Genomic DNA, 17,534 nt, shown 5'->3' on the forward strand with positions numbered 1-17,534 from the left:
TCGACGATAATGACGGCTTTCCGCCTCCACTTTGCTCATGACCGATCCGCTCGATATCCGCACGCCCGAATTCGACGCCGCGTTGCGCGCGCTGCCGCCCTCGCCTGCTTCGTCCGCCGACGTCGCCACCGACGAGACGTACTGGGACGCCGTGCGCGCGCTGTATCGGCAGACGGATGCCGTCGTCAATCTGGAGAACGGCTACTGGGGCGCGATGGCGGAGCCGGTGAAGTCGGTGTTTCATCACTGGATCGACCGCCTCAATTACGAGACGACGACGCTCGTGCGTCCGCACTGGGGCGCGATCCACGACGGCCTGCGCGAGCGCGTCGCGGCGGCGATGGGCTGCGGCGTCGACGAAATCGAACTGACCCGAAACGCGACGGAGGCGCTGCTCGCGCTCATCAGCGGCTACAACCGCCTGTCGCCGGGCGACACCGTGCTGTACAGCGATCTGGACTATCCGTGCGGCAAGGACGCGATGGAATGGCTGCGCGAGCGGCGCGGCGTGACGCCGGTGCGGATCACGATTCCCGAACCGCGCGCGAAGGAGGATTTCCGCCGCGCGGTCATCGACACTTATGCCGAGGCGCTGCGGGCGCATCCGCGAACGCGGCTCGTACTGGTTTCGCACGTCTGCTTCGCCACCGGCCTCGTGATGCCGGTCGCGGAACTGTCGGCCCTGGCGAAAGAAGCAGGCGCGGACGTGATCGCCGATGCCGCGCATTCCTGGGGCGCGCTCGATTTCGACGTGCCCGCGCTCGACGCGCCCTTCGCCGCGCTGAATCTGCACAAGTGGATCGGCGCGCCGCTCGGCTGCGGCGCGATCTTCATCCGCCGTGGAGATCTCGACAACATCGATCCGTATCTCGGCGACCGCGCCTGGCCCGCCGACGACATCCGCTCGCGCGTGCATACCGGCTCGCCGAACTTCGCCGCGTGGCTCGCGGTGCCGGCGGCGCTGGAGTTTCACGCGCGCATCGGCGCGCATGCGAAGGAAGCGCGTCTGCGGGCGCTGCGCGATGCGTGGGTGAAGCCGGCGCGCGCGCTGCCGGGCGTGCGCATTCTGACGCCGGACGATCCGTCGATGGCGGTCGGCATCACCGCTTTCCGGCTCGACGGCCAGAGCGCCCGCGCGACGTGCGATGCGCTGCGCGAACGCTTCGGCATCTTCACGGTGACGCGGCCCGGCCCCGACACGGGAGACGTGGTCCGCGTGACGCCCGCGCTGTTCTCGCGGATGTCGGATGCGGAGCGGCTGGCCGAGGCGCTCGGCGTGTTGTCGCGCGAGGCGAGCTAGGAGCGCTAGGCGGGCGCGGCCTTGCTGATTGCGGATGATGCATCGAGCCGCGCAATGAGGTCGCGTAGGCCTTCAGCGCGGGCGACAAAGATTCAACATCTTCACAGTGACCGGGCCCGCGACGCCCGCGTTATTCTCGCGGATGTCCGATGCCGAGCGGCTCGCCAAGACGCTTGGCGTGTTGTCGAACCAAGCGAACTAGGCGGGCGGGGCTTCGCCGTCCACGCGCCTCACGTCGACCCGCGCGATCAACATGCCCAGCCGCTCCGAGCTTGGCGCTTCCCCGTCAGCGCGCGAGGCAAGCTAGGCGGGCGCCGCTTCCGCTGCCTGCTGATCGCGCGTCGAGCCGCGCGATCAGTTCGCCGAGCGCCTCGGAGCACGGTGCTTTAACCTTCGCGCGCGCAGCGAAGGTCGACGTCTTCACCGCAACGCGGCCCGCTGTTATAGCGGAGGTCGGATGCCGAGCGGCAGGCGCAGATGCTCAGGGTGTTGTCGAATAAGAAGCTAGGCGGGCGCGGCTTCGCTGCCTGCGGATCGCGCATCGAGCCGCGCGATCAGTTCGCCCAGCGCCTCGGAGCACGGTGCTTCCACCTTCAGCGCGAGCAGCGCATCGGCGCGCGTCTTGCCGATGTTGATCGCCGCGATCGGCTTGCCGCTTTTCGCGGCCCACTCGCAGAAGCGGTAGCCGGAATACACCATCAAGGACGAGCCGATCACGAGCATCGCGTCCGCGCCGTCGAGCGCGCTCGCCGCGTCCTGCACGATCTCGCGCGGCACGCCTTCGCCGAAGAAGACCACGTCCGGCTTCAATAGCCCGCCGCAACGCGTGCAGCCGGGCACGTCGAAGGCGCTGAAGTCCAGGTCTTCGATCAGCGCGTCGCCGTCCGGCACGGCGGGCGCCGTGTAGCCCACGAAGTCGGGATTCGCCGCTTCCAGCAGGCGTTGCACGTCGGCGCGCTCGTGCCGCGCGCCGCAGTCCATGCAGCGCACGCGGCCGATGTTCCCGTGCAGTTCGATCACGTCCGGATTTCCGGCGCGCGTGTGCAGGCCATCGACGTTCTGCGTCACCAGCCGATGCACGCGCGAGCGCGCCGCGAGCGCCCGCACCGCGTGATGCGCCGCGTTGGGCCGAGCGCTCGCCACCACCGGCCAGCCGATCAGGCTGCGCGCCCAGTAGCGCCGCCGCGCGTAATCGGAGCCGAGAAAGTCTTTGAGGAGAATCGGCGCGCGGCCGGTGCGCTGGCCTTCGCGATCGCGATAACAGGGAATGCCGGACTCGGTGCTGATGCCCGCGCCGGAAAGTACGAAGAGCCGCGGATGCCGCTCGACAAAGTCATGAAGTGAAAGCACGTGCCGTCCTCGAGGCGCAAAAAACGCGCGGTAGTTGCCGGTGCGGTATCTTGAATATAAGGCGAAATGCCCACCGATGCACCGGCCTTACCACTTCGTCGATTTCGGAATTGGCTTGACCAAAGCGCGGCGCGCCGATAGATTGATGCGCTGCCCCACCTCATTCGAACGAGAGACACGATGCTGACCGTCATCTGCGAAACCCCCGGCACCCTCAAGGCCGAAGAACGCGCGAAGCCGCAGCGCGCCGAGAACGAAGTGCTGCTGCGCGTGAAGCGCGTCGGCGTGTGCGGCACGGACCTGCACATCTTCACCGGGAACCAGCCGTATCTGTCGTATCCGCGCGTGATGGGCCACGAGTTGTCCGGCGTGATCGAGGAAGCCGACGCCGCGAGCGGCTTGAAAGCGGGCGATACGGTCTATGTGATGCCGTATCTGTCGTGCGGCAAGTGCATTGCCTGCCGTCAGGGCAAGACGAACTGCTGCGTCAACATTCAGGTGCTCGGCGTGCATCGCGACGGCGCGTTCACGGAATATCTGAATCTGCCCGCGCAATTCGTCCACAAGGCCGAAGGCGTCACGCTCGATCAGGCGGCGATGGTCGAATTTCTCGCGATCGGCGCGCATGCCGTGCGCCGCGCCGACGTGCAGCCGGGCCAGCGCGTGCTGGTGGTCGGCACGGGACCGATCGGCATGGCGGCGATCACGTTCTCGCGCCTGCGCGGCGCGAACGTCACCGCGCTGGATACGCGCGAAGACCGCCTCGCGTTCTGCAAGCGCGAACTCAAGGTGAACGCCACCGTGCAGATCGGCGAGCGCGACAAGGAGGAGTTGTCGCAACTGACGAACGGCGAGTTCTTCGACGTGGTGTTCGACGCGACCGGCAATTCGCGCGCGATGGAGCGCGGCTTCGAGTTCATCGCGCATGGCGGCAAGTACGTGCTCGTGTCGATCGTGCCGGACCGCATCTCCTTCGCCGATCCCGAGTTCCACAAGCGCGAGGCGACGCTGCTCGCGAGCCGCAATGCGACGCCCGAGGACTTCGAGACGGTGCTCGCCGCGATGCGCCGCGGCGACGTGCCGACGGATGCGCTCAACACGCATCGCATGGCGCTCAATGATGTGCCCGCGCAGTTTTCGTCGTTGCTTGACCCGAAGGCGGGCGTCGTGAAGGCGATTGTGGAGTGTTGAGGCGCTGATCTGTTCGGCTGCGCGTAGCGCGGCTGGCATTGGGGGTGGCACATCGATCTTGAAGAATTGCCCGCTACTGAGGCCGCGCCGTTTGCGCTGAAGCGGACGACGCGAACCCGATCGTGGACTGCCTCGCTGCTATTGAGGCCGGCTGCGCACATAACGCGCCCTGCCTTGAGCGTCGTGCCACGGCTCGGCGGTATCGCGCCAGATCTCATACTCGGGCGGATACAGCCCGATCTCATCGAAGATGCCGGTCGGCACTTCGATCTCCGGCACGCCATCGAACGCGAGATAGACCGGCGAACCGCACGTCGGACAGTGATGGCGGCGGCCCGTCGCGGAGCTTTGCCACGCGATGGTATCGCCGGACACCTCCACCGCGTCGCGCGCGAAAATCGCGTACACGCCGAACGGCGCGCCGTGGATGCGGCGGCACGTCATGCAGTGACAGAGATTGACCTCGTTCGGCTCCGCGAACACGCGCACCCGAACCGCGCCACAGGCGCAATGTCCTTCGTGAATGAAATGGCGGCTCATGCATCGCTCCCGGCGTTGCCTGCTTCGCCGCAATCTCGCGACGAAGCACGAGCGCGCTCAGGCGCTCATCGCACGAAGTATCCGCGGTTTTGCATGCACTCGCCGTACGCGCGCCAGTAGCGGACCATCGGCGGCTCGGGCGGCGGAAGCGGCGGCATCTTCATGTCGCCGCTATAGAGCGCATCCGATGCGCCGCTCGCCATGCCCGGCATCGCTGGCATGCCTGCCATGCCCGTGCCTGCGGTGCCGGACGCCGCAATCGCCGCCGACGCGCCGCGCGGCGCCGATGCGCCCGCGACGACCGCCGCCGATGCCCCCGACGCCGCCACGGCGGCCGATGCCCCCGAAGCCGGCGACGCAGCCGATGCCGCGAGCGCACCCGATGCGGTCGGCGGCAGCGGCGGTTCGACGGCACGCGGCGGGCTTATCGTGCGCGTGTCGGCTGTGCTCTGTTTCGGCGCGGCCTGCGACTCGCGCGCCATGTTGACCTTCGTCGTCTGATTGGCGTACGCATAGCAGGCGGCGTTGTCCACGGCCTGTTGTCCGGCGCTCTGGCTGCGGCCGGGCAAGGTCATCGGCTGCTGCGCGAGAGCGGCGCAAGAGCCGGCGAGCAAGGCGATTCCCGCGAGATGTGAAGGTTTCATTGACTGCGTTCCCCGATGCGGTGTTTTTAGTCGTTGCAGTTCGCTCGCCACCGCGTCGCTCGCGCGTATGGCCGCGAGTCTGCGCCGGGCCTGCTGTCAAGGATACCGCGCTCACGCACCGCGCCACGCCAGAAACACCGGTATCTTCCGCCAAAATCCGCATCCGGCGCGCCCCGCCGCCGCGTCAGAACTTCATGCCGACGCCCACGCCGAGCACCCACGGATCGATCTTGAGCGACCCCAGATCCGCCCCGCCCGCCGACGCGCTGGTGCGCATCCAGATCTTCTTCACGTCCGCGTTGATGAAGACGTTCTTTGCGACGTCGACATCCACGCCCGCCTGCAACGCCGGGCCGAAGCTGCTTCGCTTGATGGACACGGGCGTATCGCCGGCTTCGAGCTTGTCGTTGTAGAAGTACGTGTAGTTCAGTCCCGCGCCGACGTACGGCCGCACATGGCCCTGATGATTGAAGTGATATTGCAGCAGAACGGTCGGCGGCAGCACGCCCACGCCACCCAGTCCGCCGATGTTCGATGTCACCTGATGCCGCGACGTCGCGAGAATCAGTTCGACGCCGATCTGATCGCGGATCATGTACGTGAAGTCGAGCTCCGGCACGATCGCATTGTTCACATCGACGCCCAGCGAGCCGAGCGTGCCGCCCGCCGACACCTGCGGCTGTATGCTGATCGCCCGCAAGCGCACCAGCACGTCGCCCGCGTGAATGCCGGTCATCGTTTCATCACCGGCATGTGCCGTCCCTGCAAAGAAAGCCGCGCTTGCCAGCAGCATCGCCCGAAGTTTCGTTCTCATCTTTCGCATTCCCGGTTGAAAGCTCGATTGTCCCGGCGAGCGGCGAGCGTCTACTTGACGGCGAACAACGGAATTCAGCGTGTGCTTATCCCGCGACGCGACACCTTGCGCATCGACAAGGAAAACGGCCGGGTCCGCTGCTTGCTTTTACAGAAGCAAAGGACAGAACATTGGGAGAACGAGATGAGACCCACTTTTGGAGCAGCGGCTCGACTGGCGGCGATGCTGGCGGGTGCCACATTCGCAATGGCGGCGAACGCGCAAAATCCGACGTCGAGGCCGGAAGGCCATCCGAGCGGTCAGCAGACCACGCAGCCGAACCAGACGAAGCCGAGCCGGCTCGACAACGACAGCACGCCCGCGTATCAGGAACAGAACGTCACGCCGCCGGCCGTCGCGGCCGAGCACGCAAGCGGCGTGCTGAGAACGCAGCCGGGCAAGACGTCGGCGGGAAAAGCGCCGCCGCCGAAGCGCCCAAACGGCCTCGGCTTCGATACCGACGCGGGCAGCATGGGAAAGAAGCCTTGATCGTTTAAAGGACGCGAGCCGCGTTCACGTCGTCTTGTTCGGCCAGGGCCACGTGAGATAGCGAGACGGCTTTTGGGTCTCGCTCTTTTGCTTCGGCGCGTCCTCGCTCTTCTGCTTCGGCGCGTCCTCGCTCTTTGGCTCCGGCGCGTCCTCGCTCTTTGGCTTCGGCGCGTCCTCGCGGGCTGCATGCGCGGGCGCCGCGCTTTCGGCGATCTCGGGCAAGTCCTCGCCGAACCACGGCACTTCGCCGCGCCTCTCCTCCACATACGCGCGCCAGCCGGTCGGGTTGTCCTCGAAGAGATCGTGCTTCACGGTGTTCGCGAGCATCGGACGATTCAGCGATTCGTCGAGCAGCGCCTTCGGCCACACGAAGAATGCGCCCGATGCGCGCCGGATGAACTCGCGCGGCGTCATGCGCGCATCGACGAAACCGAGCAGCGTGAAGCCCGCGAGCGCGTCGTTGCCGCGCACCGCGTCGCCGATGCTCGCGTACTCGTCGGCGCATTGGCTCAGGCAAAACACCGTCTCCAGCACATCGCCGAGATGCAGCAGCAAGGCGCGTCGTTCGTAGGGTTCCTGTATCGGGGCCGCTTGGTTCGTCATGCGCGCTTTCCTTCCGGTAGGAGATGAGATGCGGACGGCGCGCATCGCATGACACACGCCGCGTTCACCCCGATTCTAGCGAACCTCGCGTTGGATTCCGACTCGCGCGTGCATTAGCGGCAGATGCGATACGGGCCCATGTCGACGTGAAAGTGCGTCCTGTGCAGCGCGTTGTAGTCGGGCCCCAGCGTGGTGTCGAACGAACGGCACGCGCCGTCGTGAATGCGGCGCAGAAACACGGCGTCCGGCGACGCTGCGTCGTCGTCCCAGCGCGCGAGCGTGATGCGCCGACCGTTTGCGAGCACGAAGCCGGTCAGGTCGATGGCGTTCGCGCTCGCATGCTGACTCAGCCCCGCGTCCTTCTGATGATTCACGTTGCGGCACGCGTAGCTGCCGACATGCTCGATGCGCGTCACGCGCTCGCCGAACACGTCGATGGCGGCACGCTGGAGATACTGATGCTCGAAGAACGCGATGCCGAGCGCGAGCGGACAGGTCGCGAGAAACGGCGCGCTGAAGCGCACGTCGCCCGATTGCGTGACGCGCACGACGTTCGTCAGTTCGCAGCCGCCCGGCCCGGACGTGTCCGCGATCGGCCGATACTGAAGGCCCGATTGCGCGAGCGCGGCATCGCAGAGTTGCGGGTCGTGGGTCGTGCGCCAAAGCTTGAATTCGGTCAGCGGGCCGGGCGGCGCGCGCACGTCGAGCGGCGCGAACGGATCATAGCGTTCCGGCACGGCGATGCGTCGCGTGTACACGCCATACGCCAGCGCCAGCGCCGCGACGAACGCGAGCAGCAACAGCCAGCGGATGATTCGCCCGATCACCCTGCTCTCCGCGTTCCGGCGCGCTTGCCGTCAGCCCGCGGGATGCGAGGCGTCCGTTGCACTGGCCTGCACGCGCTCGGCGAGCTTCGCGTCGTAGCTCGAATGGATGTGCGTGCGCTTCTTGTCCGGATACGCGTATGAATATGCCTTTCGTAAAGCGAGCGACGCTTCGTGGAAGCCAGAGAGAATGAGCTTCTGCTTGTTCGGATAGTTCGCGATATCGCCGACCGCGAAAATGCCCGGCCGCGACGATTCGTAGTTCGACGTATCGACTTCGATGCGCCCGCCGCGCACGTCGAGATTCCAGCCGGCGATCGGCCCGAGATCCGCAACGAGTCCATACAGCACGATGAGCTTGTCCGCCGCGATATCCGTCGTGCCTTCCACATGCTTGATGCGCACGCCGCGCAGCGCGCCATTGGGCGCATCGAGCGAATCGATCGTGCCGACGACGAAGCTCATCTCGCCCGCCTCGACCTTCGCCTTCATCGCCGCGACGGAGGCCGCCGCCGCCGAGAAGCCGTTGCGCCGATGCACGAGCGTCAATTTGCGGGCGACGCCCGCGAGCGCGTTCGCCCAATCCAGCGCCGAATCGCCGCCGCCCGCGATCACGACCTCTCGGTCCTGAAAATCCGCGATACGCGCGACGCTATAGAGCACGTCGCGTCCTTCGAGCGCCGCCGCTTCCGGCAATTGCAAACGCTGCGGCACGAACGCGCCGTTGCCCGCCGCGATCAAGATGGCGGCGACATCGAAAGTCATGCCTTGTTCGGTGCGCACCGTCCAGCGTTGATCGTCACGCTGCTCGACGGCCTGCACGCGCTGGTCGAGATGAATCGGCACGTCGAACGGACGGATCTGCGTGAGGAGCCGGTCGACCAGTTCCCGCGCGGTGCACGAGGGAATGGCGGGAATGTCGTAGATCGGCTTGTCGGGATACAGCTCGATACATTGGCCGCCGATGCGCCCGAGCGCATCCACGATATGACACGAGAGCCCGAGGACGCCCGCCTCGAACGCGGCGAACAGGCCCACGGGACCGGCGCCGATGATCAATACATCCGTCTGAATGGTGCTGCTCGATGCGTTCATGTAGTCGTCTTCCGTTGTGCCGGCTGTCCTGCGTTGCCAGCATTCAACGGTCCACGATACAGAAAGCATCCGGGCGCGGCAACGAAGCCCCTGCGCCCAGGGCGGCGATTCCGCGCTGCGGCCTACTGCTTGTTCAACTCGCGCGCGTAGTACGCGGACGCGGCATCGATCTCTTCCGGCGTCATGTTGCGCGCGACGTTGCGCATGACTCCGTTGATGTCGTTCGTGCGCGTGCCTTTCGCGAACGCGATCAGTTGCGCCTTCGTGTACGCCGCCGGCAAGCCGTCGATCCACGGACTGCCCGCCTTGTTGTCGATACCGCCGTGACACGCCGCGCACGGCGCGACATTGCGCATCGGCGCGCCGTGGGAGACGATGCCCGGCGCGAGCGAATCGCTGACCTTGCGCTGCGCGGGCGGCCTCGGCAGGCTCGCATAGTAGGCGGCGAGATCGCGCATGTCCTGATCGCTCAGGTTGGCGGCCATCGGCGACATCACGGCATTGTTGCGCGCGCCCGTCTGAAAATCCATCAACTGCTTGTAGATGACCGACGCATACTGCCCCGCGAGATTCGGCGAATTCGCCTGGCTCATGCCGCGTTCGCCGTGACACATCGTGCATCGCAGGGCGAGCGTCGCGCCGCGCCCGATGGAGTTTGCGCTCGCGTGCGCGAGCATTTGCGGCGTGACTTCGACGGCGGACAGCCTGCTTGTCGGCTGGACGGTCGTGTCACCGCTGTGCCACACGCGCGGCACGCCCGCCGCGCTGCAGATGGCGTTCCATACGCCGGTGAACGAGGCATCGCGCTGCGCGGACGGCAGCCACACGAAGCCGATCAGCGCCGATACCGCCGCGACGCCGACCGTGGCGAATACGCTCGTCGCGAACCAGCGGTTGCGCAAGGTGAAGAGGCGTTCGTCACTCATCGCTGCGCTCCGATGGGAACGGCCGGCACCGACGTATCGGAGCGCGCCACGAGCTGCGCGATCGGATAGCCGTAGTTGACGAGCGTGAGGCCGATCATCAGCGCGATCCACAGCCCGAAGCTGTTCAGCGCGACGGGGATGGTGCGCGGCTCATGGATCGCGCGACTGAAGCGGAACTCTTCGACGCTCACGCGCGGCGCGCGGTGCGCACGTATCAGCACGACAAAGAACAGAATGGCGGACATGACCAGAATGAACCCGCCGATGGTCGATGTCACGACAGAGGCCGCCTGCGCCGCGATTTGCGGATCGCTGTAATCGTAGAACGCCATGCGTCGCGGCATGCCGAGCACGCCGACGTAATGCCACGGGAACGTCAGCACGATCATGCCGATGAACCACAGCCACAACTGCCAGCGCATGAGCTTCACGTCACGCAGCGCGCGGCCGGTGAGATGCGGCCACAGGTCGTAAGCGATCGCGAAGTACATGATGACGATCGCGCCCGCGAAAATCAGATGGAAATGGCCCGTGACCCATTGCGTGTTATGGACGGTCGAATCGAGCTGATAGCTCATGTTGATGATGCCGCCCGCCCCGCCGAAGCCGAGCATCACGAACGAAAACGCGACGGCGAGCATCATCGGGTTGTCCCACGGCAGCGCGCGAATCCAGCCGAGCGCGCCGCGGCCGCCGCGCAGCCGCGCCGCGATCTCCACCGACGCGCAGATGGTGAACACGGTCAGAAGCGTCGGCACGGCGACGAGCGCCGTGAACACCGAATGCATGAACTTGAAGCCCGAGCCCACTTGCGGATCGGCGAACAAATGGTGAATGCCGATCGGCATCGACACCACGAGGAACAGGATGAACGAGATACGTGCCATCGCGTCGCTATACAGACGCCCGCCGATGGCGCGCGGGATGATCGTGTAATACGCGATGTACGCGGGCATCAGCCAGAAGTAGACGATGGCGTGCAGCGTCCACGAGAAGAAGACGCGGGCGAGACCTGCGTCGATGGTGCTCTTCCAGCCGATCGCCACCGGCAGGATCATGAACAGCACTTCGATGGCCGCGCCGACTGCCGTCCAGCCCCACAGATACGCGCCCGCGACGGTCGCGAACATCGGCAGCGGCACGGTCTTGCCGGGGTTGTCGCGCTTCCATGCGTGCAGATTCACCGACATCAGCGCGACCCAGATCCACGATCCGACCACCACCAGCACCACGCCGAGATAGTAGAACGCGTTGCCGATCATCGGCGGATAGAAGGTGTAGAGCACGGAGGCCAGACCCATCGCGACCGGAATCATCGCCATGACGGAGCCGACCGCGACCAACCAGAAGCCGAGCCACGCCCAGCGCACGCCGACGAGCGCGCGCTTGAGCGCGAGCTCGCTCACCGCGTAGCCGAAGCCCATCGCGATGAGCGTCGGGAACACGTAGCCCATCGCGGAGCCGTGCGCCGTCACGGACCGGTAATAGATCTCGGGATTTTGCAGTCCGATGAAGAGCGGACTGCGCGCGAACATCTGCCAGGCGCCGAGCAACAGCGCGACGCCGAAGGCCGCGAACGCGAGCCAAAAGTGCGCGAGGATAAGGCGCTTGCTATTTAACACAGGACAGTCTCCGCGAATGGGCCGGCAACTTGTCGGCCATCTGCATGAATTCGGCGCGATCGATCACCTTCACATGCGCCCACATGCCGTGATGCCCGACGCCGCAGAACTCGTGGCACGGCATCAGATGGTCGCCGGGTTCGTCGAACGTGGTCTTGAAGGTCGAGACATAGCCCGGTTCCAGCATCGAGTTGATATTGGTCTTCGTGATCAAAAAGCCATGCACGACGTCCGAACTCGTCGCGCGGAACGTGACAGGCACGCCTGCCGGCACGAGCAGGCATTGCGGCGTGAACGAGTACTGTTGCGCGACGACGCGCACCGTCACCGAGCCGTCGGCCTCGGGCGCCGTGCCGAGATTGCTTTCGACGAATTCGCCGGACACGTGCAGCGTTTCGGGCCGCACGGTCTCGACGCGCGAAGGCGGCATCATCGCCCAATGCAGGCCGGTGTAGACCACCATCGCGACCAGCACGGCGACGATGGCGAGCACGAGCATCGCCCAGCGTTTCTCGACGCGCTCCGCGACTTCATGTGAACCTGGATGAATGGCCATATATCGCTGCTGTATCGATCAATGAGTGGGTCAATGCGTCACTGAATCACGCCGCGAGGCAGAAACACGGCGAAGTAAAAGACAAACCAGATGCCGATGACAATGGCCGTCGCGATGCCCGCGAGCGCGAGCGCACCGCCCGGCCCGCTGCGCACGATTTCGTCGAGTCTTGCGTCTTCGTTCGGATCGTCGTTCATGGTCGTGTCGAGACTAGTAAAGAGGCGCCGAGCGCAGTTCGTTGACTTCCTTCACGGAGACCGGCGTGCCGTTATTGCCCCACGTCGTGCGGATATACGTGACCACGGCCGCGACCTCTACGTCCGACAGCGATTGCGCGAACGGCGGCATGCCATAGGGCTTCGGATTCTTGAACGTACCGGGCGGGTAGCCGCCGTTGAGCACCATGCGAATCGGGTTGACCGCGGAACTCATCACGATCGACTGGTTGTTCGCGAGCGGCGGAAAATGCGGCGGCTTGCCCTGGCCTTGCGCGGCGTGACAGACGGCGCATTGCGCGTCGTAGATCTTCTTGCCGAGCGGCGAAAGACTCGTGCGTTGCTCGACCACGGCCTGCGTCGGCGGCTCCGACTTGTCGCCGGTGCGCGCGGGCAGCGCCTTGAGATAGACGGCCATCGCGCGAACGTCGTCTTCGCTCAGATACTGCAAGCTGTCGTAGACCACTTCGGCCATCGGCCCGTACACCGCGCCGCGGTCGGAGACGCCTGCATGCAGCAAGCCGACGATGTCGTCCATGCCCCAGTTGCCGAGACCCGCTTCCTTGTTCGACGTGAGCGACGGCGCGTACCAATTCTGAATCGGAATGAGGCCGCCTTCGAACGCCTTCGAGCTGACGTTGCCGCCGAGCGCGTTGATCGCGGTATGGCACATCGAGCAATGGCCGAGACCTTCGACCAGATACGCGCCACGATTCCATTCGACGGACTGCTTCGGATCGGGCTGATACTCGCCCTGCCTGAAGAACAGCGACCGCCAGCCGATCAGCAGTTCGCGCCGGTTGAACGGGAAACGCAACTCATGCTGACGGTTCGGCTGATGCACGGGCGGCGTGGACATCAGAAATGCGTAGATGGCATCCGAATCGGCGCGCGTGACCTTTGTGTACGACGCGAAAGGCATGGCCGGATAGAGCAGCGAGCCGTCGCGCGAGCGGCCCGTGTGCATCATGTTGTAGAACTCGTCGGCGGTCCATGAGCCCAGGCCCGTCTCCTTGTCCGACGAGATATTCGGCGTGTAGAGCGTGCCGAACGGCGTGTCCATCGGACGGCCGCCGCCGAAGGTCTTGCCCGCCGGCAGCGTGTGACACGCGATGCAATCGCCCGCGCGCGCCAGATACTCGCCGCGCTTGACCGTGTCGGCATCGGCGGGCTTCGCCTGCGCCATCGCGTTGCCGGCCGGCACGGCGCACGCCGCGAAGAAGACCGCTACGGCAAGCGCCCGAAGTTGTCTGAAACGAAGCACGTCGGCCCTCTCTAGTGTTGGACGCTGCCGCACGCGAGCGGCATCTTCAGCGAGCCGGCGGCGACGGGCGTCGGATTGGCCGGCGCGGGCAGCGAAGCCAGATAGGCGGAGATCGCGGTGATGTCCCGCTCGCTCAGAAGCTGGGCGATCTGCCGCATGCAGTCCGGCGCGACGGTCGAACGCGTGCCGTAACGCCAGGCGCCGAGTTGCGCGCTGATGTAGTCGGCATGCAGGCCGAGCAGCCCGGGGATCGCCGGCTCCATGCCGGTCATCGACGCCCCGTGGCAACTGACGCACGCCGGCACCTTGCCCGACGCATCGCCCTTCATGACGAGCGTCCTGCCGAGATCGAGCGTCTTCGGATCGACGGTGACGGCGGACGGCGGCGGGAACGGCGGGCGCTCGGCGGCGAAATAATCGGCGATCTGTTTCAGATACGCGTCGGGCAAGTACGCAAGCAGGTAGTTCATCGGCGGGTACTTGCGCCGGCCGTCGCGAAACGCGAGCAGTTGGTTGTACAGATAACCGGCGGGCTTGCCGGAGAGGCGCGGAAAGTAGTCGTTATCCGTGCCCTCGCCGTGCGCGCCGTGGCACGCGGCGCAACCCATGACGCGCGCCTGCATGGTGTCGGGCGCGCGTTCGAGAGGCGCGTCCGCGGCGTACGCATCGAAGCCGCAAAACGTGCAGAGCGCCGAAATTAGCAACAAGGCGCTGCGCTGAGCCACGTTTCCCACGTATCCCCCGTTTCAGGTTGCCGTTTTCGTTTGGACGCGCGGCCCATCGCATGCAACGGGTTGCATGCGATGGGCGGCGACGCTGTACTTAAAGCTAAAGGTCTTGCCGGTGGCGGGCTGTGCTTGGCTCTTCAGATGGTAGGAGACGCGCTTCGTTTCCTCCAGTCCTCAGATTGTCTCAATACATGCGATCGCTGCGCGTGACAAGACAACGCAAAACTTTGCGTTTGATCAAACGCGCGCATTATTTCGAGATGCCCAACCAAGCGGTTGACGGTCTCTGTGGTGCTTATGGATTGGCTCTGCGGAGATGGCGATTTTTTTTGAGATTCGCACTCTTCATTTGAGCCCGAGCCGTCGCGCGAGCCGGTTAAGGTTCGCCCGGTCGATGCCCAACTCGCGCGCCGTCGATGCCCAGTTCTGCTGATTGCGCGCGAGCGCATCGAGAACCAGCGTGCGCTCGTATGCCGTGACCGCTTCGCGCAAGCCGACAGCAGCGGGCGCATTTGACGCCGGCGATGCGGGCGGCGCGACGCTCGCCGTATCGCCGATGCCGAAGTCGGCGGCGGTGAGCGTCAGAATGCGCGGCCGTTCGCGATGCCCCGCGAGCGCCTTCAACGCGCTTCGCCCGATGAGGTGCTCCAGTTCGCGCACGTTGCCCGGCCAACGATAGGCAAGCAGCGCGGCCTGCGCATCGGCGGAGAGCCGCAGGCCCGACAGGCCGAGCCGCGACCGGTTCTCCTCCAGAAAGTAGCCTGCGAGCAGCAAGATGTCGCGACCACGCTCGCGCAGCGGCGGCACGACGAGCGGATACACCGACAGGCGGTGATACAGGTCCGCGCGGAAACGTCCGCCGCGCACTTCTTCGGCCAAGTCGCGGTTGGTTGCCGCAATCAGCCTCACATCCACGCGATGCTCGCTGTCCGAGCCGATGCGCTGCAACTGGCCGTTCTGCAACACGCGCAGCAGCTTGGCCTGCACGGCAAGCGGCAGTTCGCCGACTTCATCGAGGAAGAGCGTGCCGCCGTCCGCGAGTTCGAACTTGCCGCGCCGGTCCGACGATGCGCCCGAGAACGCGCCGCGCACATGTCCGAAGAGTTCGCTTTCGACGAGCGTGTCCGGCAGCGCCGCGCAGTTGAGGCTCACGAGCGGCTTGTCCGCCCGGGGCGAACGCGCGTGAATCTCGGAGGCGACCAGTTCCTTGCCGACGCCCGTTTCGCCGGTAATCAGCACGGTCAGATCGCTCGACGCCACGATTCCGATCTCTTCCAGCAAATGCTTCTGCGGCGCGCTGCTGCCGATCATCTCGCGGCGGCGCGGGCCACTCGCCTGCCGATACACCTCGGCCCGCTGGCGCTCCGCCTCGCTCGTGCGCGCCAGCCGGTCGATGCGTTCAGCGACGCTCACGGTCGCCGCCGTGAGACTCAGAAATGCCTGGAGCGAAGCCATGTCGATGCCGTCGAAACGCGCGGGATCGAGCGCATCGAGCGTCAGCACGCCCCACGGACGTCCGCCGATGAACAGCGGGCTGCCGAGGCAATCGTGTACTTCGAGATGCGCGCCGGCGTGCTTGACGAGGCCGTCGTAGGGATCGGGGAGACTGGAATGCGCGGGAAAACGCGTCGGCTCGGGGCGCGCAAGGATGCGCGCAAACCGCGGATGGTCTCGCACGAGGAAGCGCCTGCCGAGCGTATCGCTCGATAGGCCGTCGATGGCGAGCGGCACCAGCGTTTCGCCGTCTAGCCGCAACAGCGCAGCGGCGTCGCTCGGGAAAAGCGCGCGTAGCGTGCTCAGCAATCGGCGATAGCGCTCGGTATCTGGAATGTCGTGCGATAGGTCTTCGATCAGCGGCACAAGGGCGTCTAAGACGACGCGCGAAGTCATCGCGACTACGTCGGCAGTCTTTTGGACTAGGGTCGAAGTGACCATGCTTCCCCACAAGTCGTTGAATCTACGAGGATTCTACACTGGCATAGAAGCTGTATGAGGTGACGGCACAAATCGCTCGCGGGGCTTTCCGGCTCCGCCCTTGTCACTAGGACTACACCATGCTGTCAGCAGAACACCGTTCCATCATCAAAGCCACCGTGCCGCTTCTGGAAAGCGGCGGCGAAGCGCTCACGCGCCACTTCTACGCCACCATGCTGAACGAACACCCCGAAGTGCGCCCGATGTTTAATCAAGCGCATCAGGCAAGCGGCGCCCAGCAACGCGCGCTCGCCAACGGCGTGTTGATGTACGCGCGGCATATCGACGAGCTCGACAAGCTCGGCGGGCTCGTCGGGCAGATCATCAACAAGCACGTCGCGCTCAATATTCAGCCGGAGCATTATCCGATCGTCGGAAGTTGCCTGCTCCGCTCGATCCGCGAAGTGCTCGGCGCAGACATCGCCACCGACGCCGTCATCGAGGCGTGGGCCGCTGCTTATGGCCAGCTAGCGGATCTGCTCATCGGCCTGGAGGAAGGGATCTACAGCGAGCGCGAACACGCGCCGGGCGGATGGCGCGGCACGCGGCGCTTCGTCGTCGCGCGCAAGGTCGCTGAAAGTGACGAGATCACGTCGTTCTATCTCGTGCCCGAGGACGGCGGCAGTCTCCTCGATTTTCATCCGGGACAGTACATCGGGCTGCGTGTGTTCGTCGACGGCGAGGAACTGCGTCGCAACTACTCGCTGTCGGCGGCGCCCAACGGCCGCGAATATCGCATCAGCGTCAAGCGCGAGAAGGAAGGCAAGGTGTCGAGCTTCCTGCACGACCGCATTCACGAACGCGACACGATCGACCTGTATCCGCCCGCCGGTGACTTCAGGCTCGAACACGGCGACAAGCCGCTCGTTCTGATCAGCGGCGGCGTGGGCATCACGCCGACGCTCGCGATGCTCGACGCCGCGCTCGCCACGACGAAGCGCCCGATCCATTTCATCCACGCGGCGCGGCACGGCGGCGCGCACGCGTTCCGCGAGACGATCGACGAACTGGCCGCGCGTTATCCGCAACTCAAACGCTTCTATTGCTATGAGAATCGGCGCGACGGCGACAGCGAGCCGCACGGCGTCGGCTTCGTGAACGAAACGCTGCTCGACCAGTGGCTGCCTGCGAACCGCGACGTCGATGCTTACTTCCTCGGGCCGATGTCGTTCATGAAGGCGGTGAAGAAGCATCTCAAGGCGCTCGGCGTGCCGGAAGCGCAGAGCCGCTATGAGTTCTTCGGGCCGGCTGCTGCGCTTGATTGAGCGTTCATTTGCGTCGAGAAGACGGACGCGCGCTGGACATGGCAATCCGCTGCACGCACTCTCTTTATAGATGAAAGCGTATCGTAATGCAAAGA

The 17,534-nt window shown here is 65.5% G+C and carries 18 protein-coding genes; 4 read left to right on the forward strand and 14 right to left on the reverse strand.

Translation table 11 applies throughout. The features are described from left to right. The first annotated feature begins 37 nt into the window (after positions 1-37). On the forward strand, positions 38-1,300 hold the full coding sequence (locus JYK05_RS16730; protein WP_206468335.1) for an aminotransferase class V-fold PLP-dependent enzyme: 1,263 nt from the start codon (positions 38-40) through the stop codon (positions 1,298-1,300). 504 nt (positions 1,301-1,804) lie between these two features. Here JYK05_RS16730 and JYK05_RS16735 read toward each other — a convergent pair. Beyond that, positions 1,805-2,650: an NAD-dependent protein deacetylase gene (locus JYK05_RS16735; RefSeq protein ID WP_206468336.1), complete on the reverse strand. Its 846-nt coding sequence runs from the start codon at positions 2,648-2,650 to the stop codon at positions 1,805-1,807. 180 nt (positions 2,651-2,830) lie between these two features. Between JYK05_RS16735 and JYK05_RS16740 the strand changes: the two genes are divergently transcribed. Then, the gene (locus JYK05_RS16740) at positions 2,831-3,841 is read left to right on the forward strand and encodes a zinc-binding alcohol dehydrogenase family protein (protein WP_206468337.1); all 1,011 of its coding nucleotides are present in this window, start codon (positions 2,831-2,833) and stop codon (positions 3,839-3,841) included. Positions 3,842-3,979: 138 nt separating this feature from the next. On the opposite strand, the gene JYK05_RS16745 is transcribed toward JYK05_RS16740, so the two are convergent. From JYK05_RS16745 to JYK05_RS16755, 3 genes are all read right to left on the reverse strand, one after another. After that, the gene (locus JYK05_RS16745; RefSeq protein ID WP_206468338.1) at positions 3,980-4,381 is read right to left on the reverse strand and encodes a GFA family protein; all 402 of its coding nucleotides are present in this window, start codon (positions 4,379-4,381) and stop codon (positions 3,980-3,982) included. A gap of 65 nt (positions 4,382-4,446) precedes the next feature. Beyond that, entirely contained in the window at positions 4,447-5,025 is a 579-nt protein-coding gene (locus JYK05_RS16750) for a hypothetical protein (RefSeq protein WP_206468339.1), read from the reverse strand. Positions 5,026-5,209: 184 nt separating this feature from the next. Further along, complete coding sequence (locus JYK05_RS16755) at positions 5,210-5,839, reverse strand: OmpW family protein (RefSeq protein ID WP_241269921.1); 630 nt, start codon at positions 5,837-5,839, stop codon at positions 5,210-5,212. A 183-nt stretch (positions 5,840-6,022) separates the two neighbouring features. On the opposite strand from JYK05_RS16755, the gene JYK05_RS16760 reads away from it, so the two are divergent. Beyond that, the gene (locus JYK05_RS16760) at positions 6,023-6,367 is read left to right on the forward strand and encodes a hypothetical protein (protein ID WP_175941636.1); all 345 of its coding nucleotides are present in this window, start codon (positions 6,023-6,025) and stop codon (positions 6,365-6,367) included. A 24-nt stretch (positions 6,368-6,391) separates the two neighbouring features. On the opposite strand, the gene JYK05_RS16765 is transcribed toward JYK05_RS16760, so the two are convergent. From JYK05_RS16765 to norR, 10 genes are all read right to left on the reverse strand, one after another. Then, entirely contained in the window at positions 6,392-6,970 is a 579-nt protein-coding gene (locus JYK05_RS16765) for a hypothetical protein (protein WP_175941638.1), read from the reverse strand. Positions 6,971-7,083: 113 nt separating this feature from the next. Then, positions 7,084-7,797: an extensin family protein gene (locus JYK05_RS16770; RefSeq protein ID WP_241269922.1), complete on the reverse strand. Its 714-nt coding sequence runs from the start codon at positions 7,795-7,797 to the stop codon at positions 7,084-7,086. Between the two features lie 30 nt (positions 7,798-7,827). Then, positions 7,828-8,889 carry an NAD(P)/FAD-dependent oxidoreductase gene (locus tag JYK05_RS16775; protein ID WP_206468340.1) on the reverse strand — a complete coding sequence of 354 codons (1,062 nt, stop codon included), beginning with the start codon at positions 8,887-8,889 and terminating at the stop codon, positions 7,828-7,830. Positions 8,890-9,011: 122 nt separating this feature from the next. After that, the gene (locus JYK05_RS16780; protein WP_206468341.1) at positions 9,012-9,815 is read right to left on the reverse strand and encodes a cytochrome c; all 804 of its coding nucleotides are present in this window, start codon (positions 9,813-9,815) and stop codon (positions 9,012-9,014) included. Continuing rightward, positions 9,812-11,437 carry a b(o/a)3-type cytochrome-c oxidase subunit 1 gene (locus JYK05_RS16785; RefSeq protein ID WP_206468342.1) on the reverse strand — a complete coding sequence of 542 codons (1,626 nt, stop codon included), beginning with the start codon at positions 11,435-11,437 and terminating at the stop codon, positions 9,812-9,814. The genes JYK05_RS16780 and JYK05_RS16785 overlap by 4 nt, the downstream gene beginning before the upstream one ends. Further along, on the reverse strand, positions 11,427-11,993 hold the full coding sequence (locus JYK05_RS16790) for a cytochrome C oxidase subunit II (protein WP_175941646.1): 567 nt from the start codon (positions 11,991-11,993) through the stop codon (positions 11,427-11,429). Before JYK05_RS16790 ends, JYK05_RS16785 begins: the two co-directional genes overlap by 11 nt. A gap of 38 nt (positions 11,994-12,031) precedes the next feature. Beyond that, a complete protein-coding gene (locus tag JYK05_RS16795) occupies positions 12,032-12,190 on the reverse strand; it encodes a hypothetical protein (protein ID WP_175941648.1) in 159 nt (52 codons plus the stop codon). Between the two features lie 13 nt (positions 12,191-12,203). Then, complete coding sequence (locus tag JYK05_RS16800; RefSeq protein WP_206468343.1) at positions 12,204-13,472, reverse strand: cytochrome c; 1,269 nt, start codon at positions 13,470-13,472, stop codon at positions 12,204-12,206. An 11-nt stretch (positions 13,473-13,483) separates the two neighbouring features. Then, positions 13,484-14,095 (reverse strand): c-type cytochrome, encoded by a 612-nt coding sequence (locus JYK05_RS16805; protein ID WP_206469611.1) that lies wholly within the window; start codon positions 14,093-14,095, stop codon positions 13,484-13,486. 450 nt (positions 14,096-14,545) lie between these two features. Beyond that, positions 14,546-16,135 carry a nitric oxide reductase transcriptional regulator NorR gene (norR, locus tag JYK05_RS16810; protein WP_206468344.1) on the reverse strand — a complete coding sequence of 530 codons (1,590 nt, stop codon included), beginning with the start codon at positions 16,133-16,135 and terminating at the stop codon, positions 14,546-14,548. 119 nt (positions 16,136-16,254) lie between these two features. Here norR and hmpA point away from each other — a divergent pair, with 119 nt between their 5' ends. Further along, entirely contained in the window at positions 16,255-17,439 is a 1,185-nt protein-coding gene (gene hmpA / locus JYK05_RS16815; protein WP_206468345.1) for an NO-inducible flavohemoprotein, read from the forward strand. Positions 17,440-17,534: the final 95 nt, after the last annotated feature.

It is taken from the genome of Caballeronia sp. M1242 (genome assembly GCF_017220215.1).
Taxonomy (GTDB): domain Bacteria; phylum Pseudomonadota; class Gammaproteobacteria; order Burkholderiales; family Burkholderiaceae; genus Caballeronia.

Coding starts and splice junctions, on each gene's coding strand:
- hmpA (WP_206468345.1), top strand. CDS start 16,255: ATGCTGTCAGCAGAACACCGTTCCATCATCAAAGCCACCGTGCCGCTT.
- JYK05_RS16775 (WP_206468340.1), bottom strand. CDS start 8,889: ATGAACGCATCGAGCAGCACCATTCAGACGGATGTATTGATCATCGGC.
- JYK05_RS16805 (WP_206469611.1), bottom strand. CDS start 14,095: ATGCAGGCGCGCGTCATGGGTTGCGCCGCGTGCCACGGCGCGCACGGC.
- JYK05_RS16795 (WP_175941648.1), bottom strand. CDS start 12,190: ATGAACGACGATCCGAACGAAGACGCAAGACTCGACGAAATCGTGCGC.
- JYK05_RS16740 (WP_206468337.1), top strand. CDS start 2,831: ATGCTGACCGTCATCTGCGAAACCCCCGGCACCCTCAAGGCCGAAGAA.
- JYK05_RS16755 (WP_241269921.1), bottom strand. CDS start 5,839: ATGAGAACGAAACTTCGGGCGATGCTGCTGGCAAGCGCGGCTTTCTTT.
- JYK05_RS16765 (WP_175941638.1), bottom strand. CDS start 6,970: ATGACGAACCAAGCGGCCCCGATACAGGAACCCTACGAACGACGCGCC.
- JYK05_RS16760 (WP_175941636.1), top strand. CDS start 6,023: ATGAGACCCACTTTTGGAGCAGCGGCTCGACTGGCGGCGATGCTGGCG.
- JYK05_RS16730 (WP_206468335.1), top strand. CDS start 38: ATGACCGATCCGCTCGATATCCGCACGCCCGAATTCGACGCCGCGTTG.
- JYK05_RS16745 (WP_206468338.1), bottom strand. CDS start 4,381: ATGAGCCGCCATTTCATTCACGAAGGACATTGCGCCTGTGGCGCGGTT.
- norR (WP_206468344.1), bottom strand. CDS start 16,135: ATGGTCACTTCGACCCTAGTCCAAAAGACTGCCGACGTAGTCGCGATG.
- JYK05_RS16750 (WP_206468339.1), bottom strand. CDS start 5,025: ATGAAACCTTCACATCTCGCGGGAATCGCCTTGCTCGCCGGCTCTTGC.
- JYK05_RS16790 (WP_175941646.1), bottom strand. CDS start 11,993: ATGGCCATTCATCCAGGTTCACATGAAGTCGCGGAGCGCGTCGAGAAA.
- JYK05_RS16780 (WP_206468341.1), bottom strand. CDS start 9,815: ATGAGTGACGAACGCCTCTTCACCTTGCGCAACCGCTGGTTCGCGACG.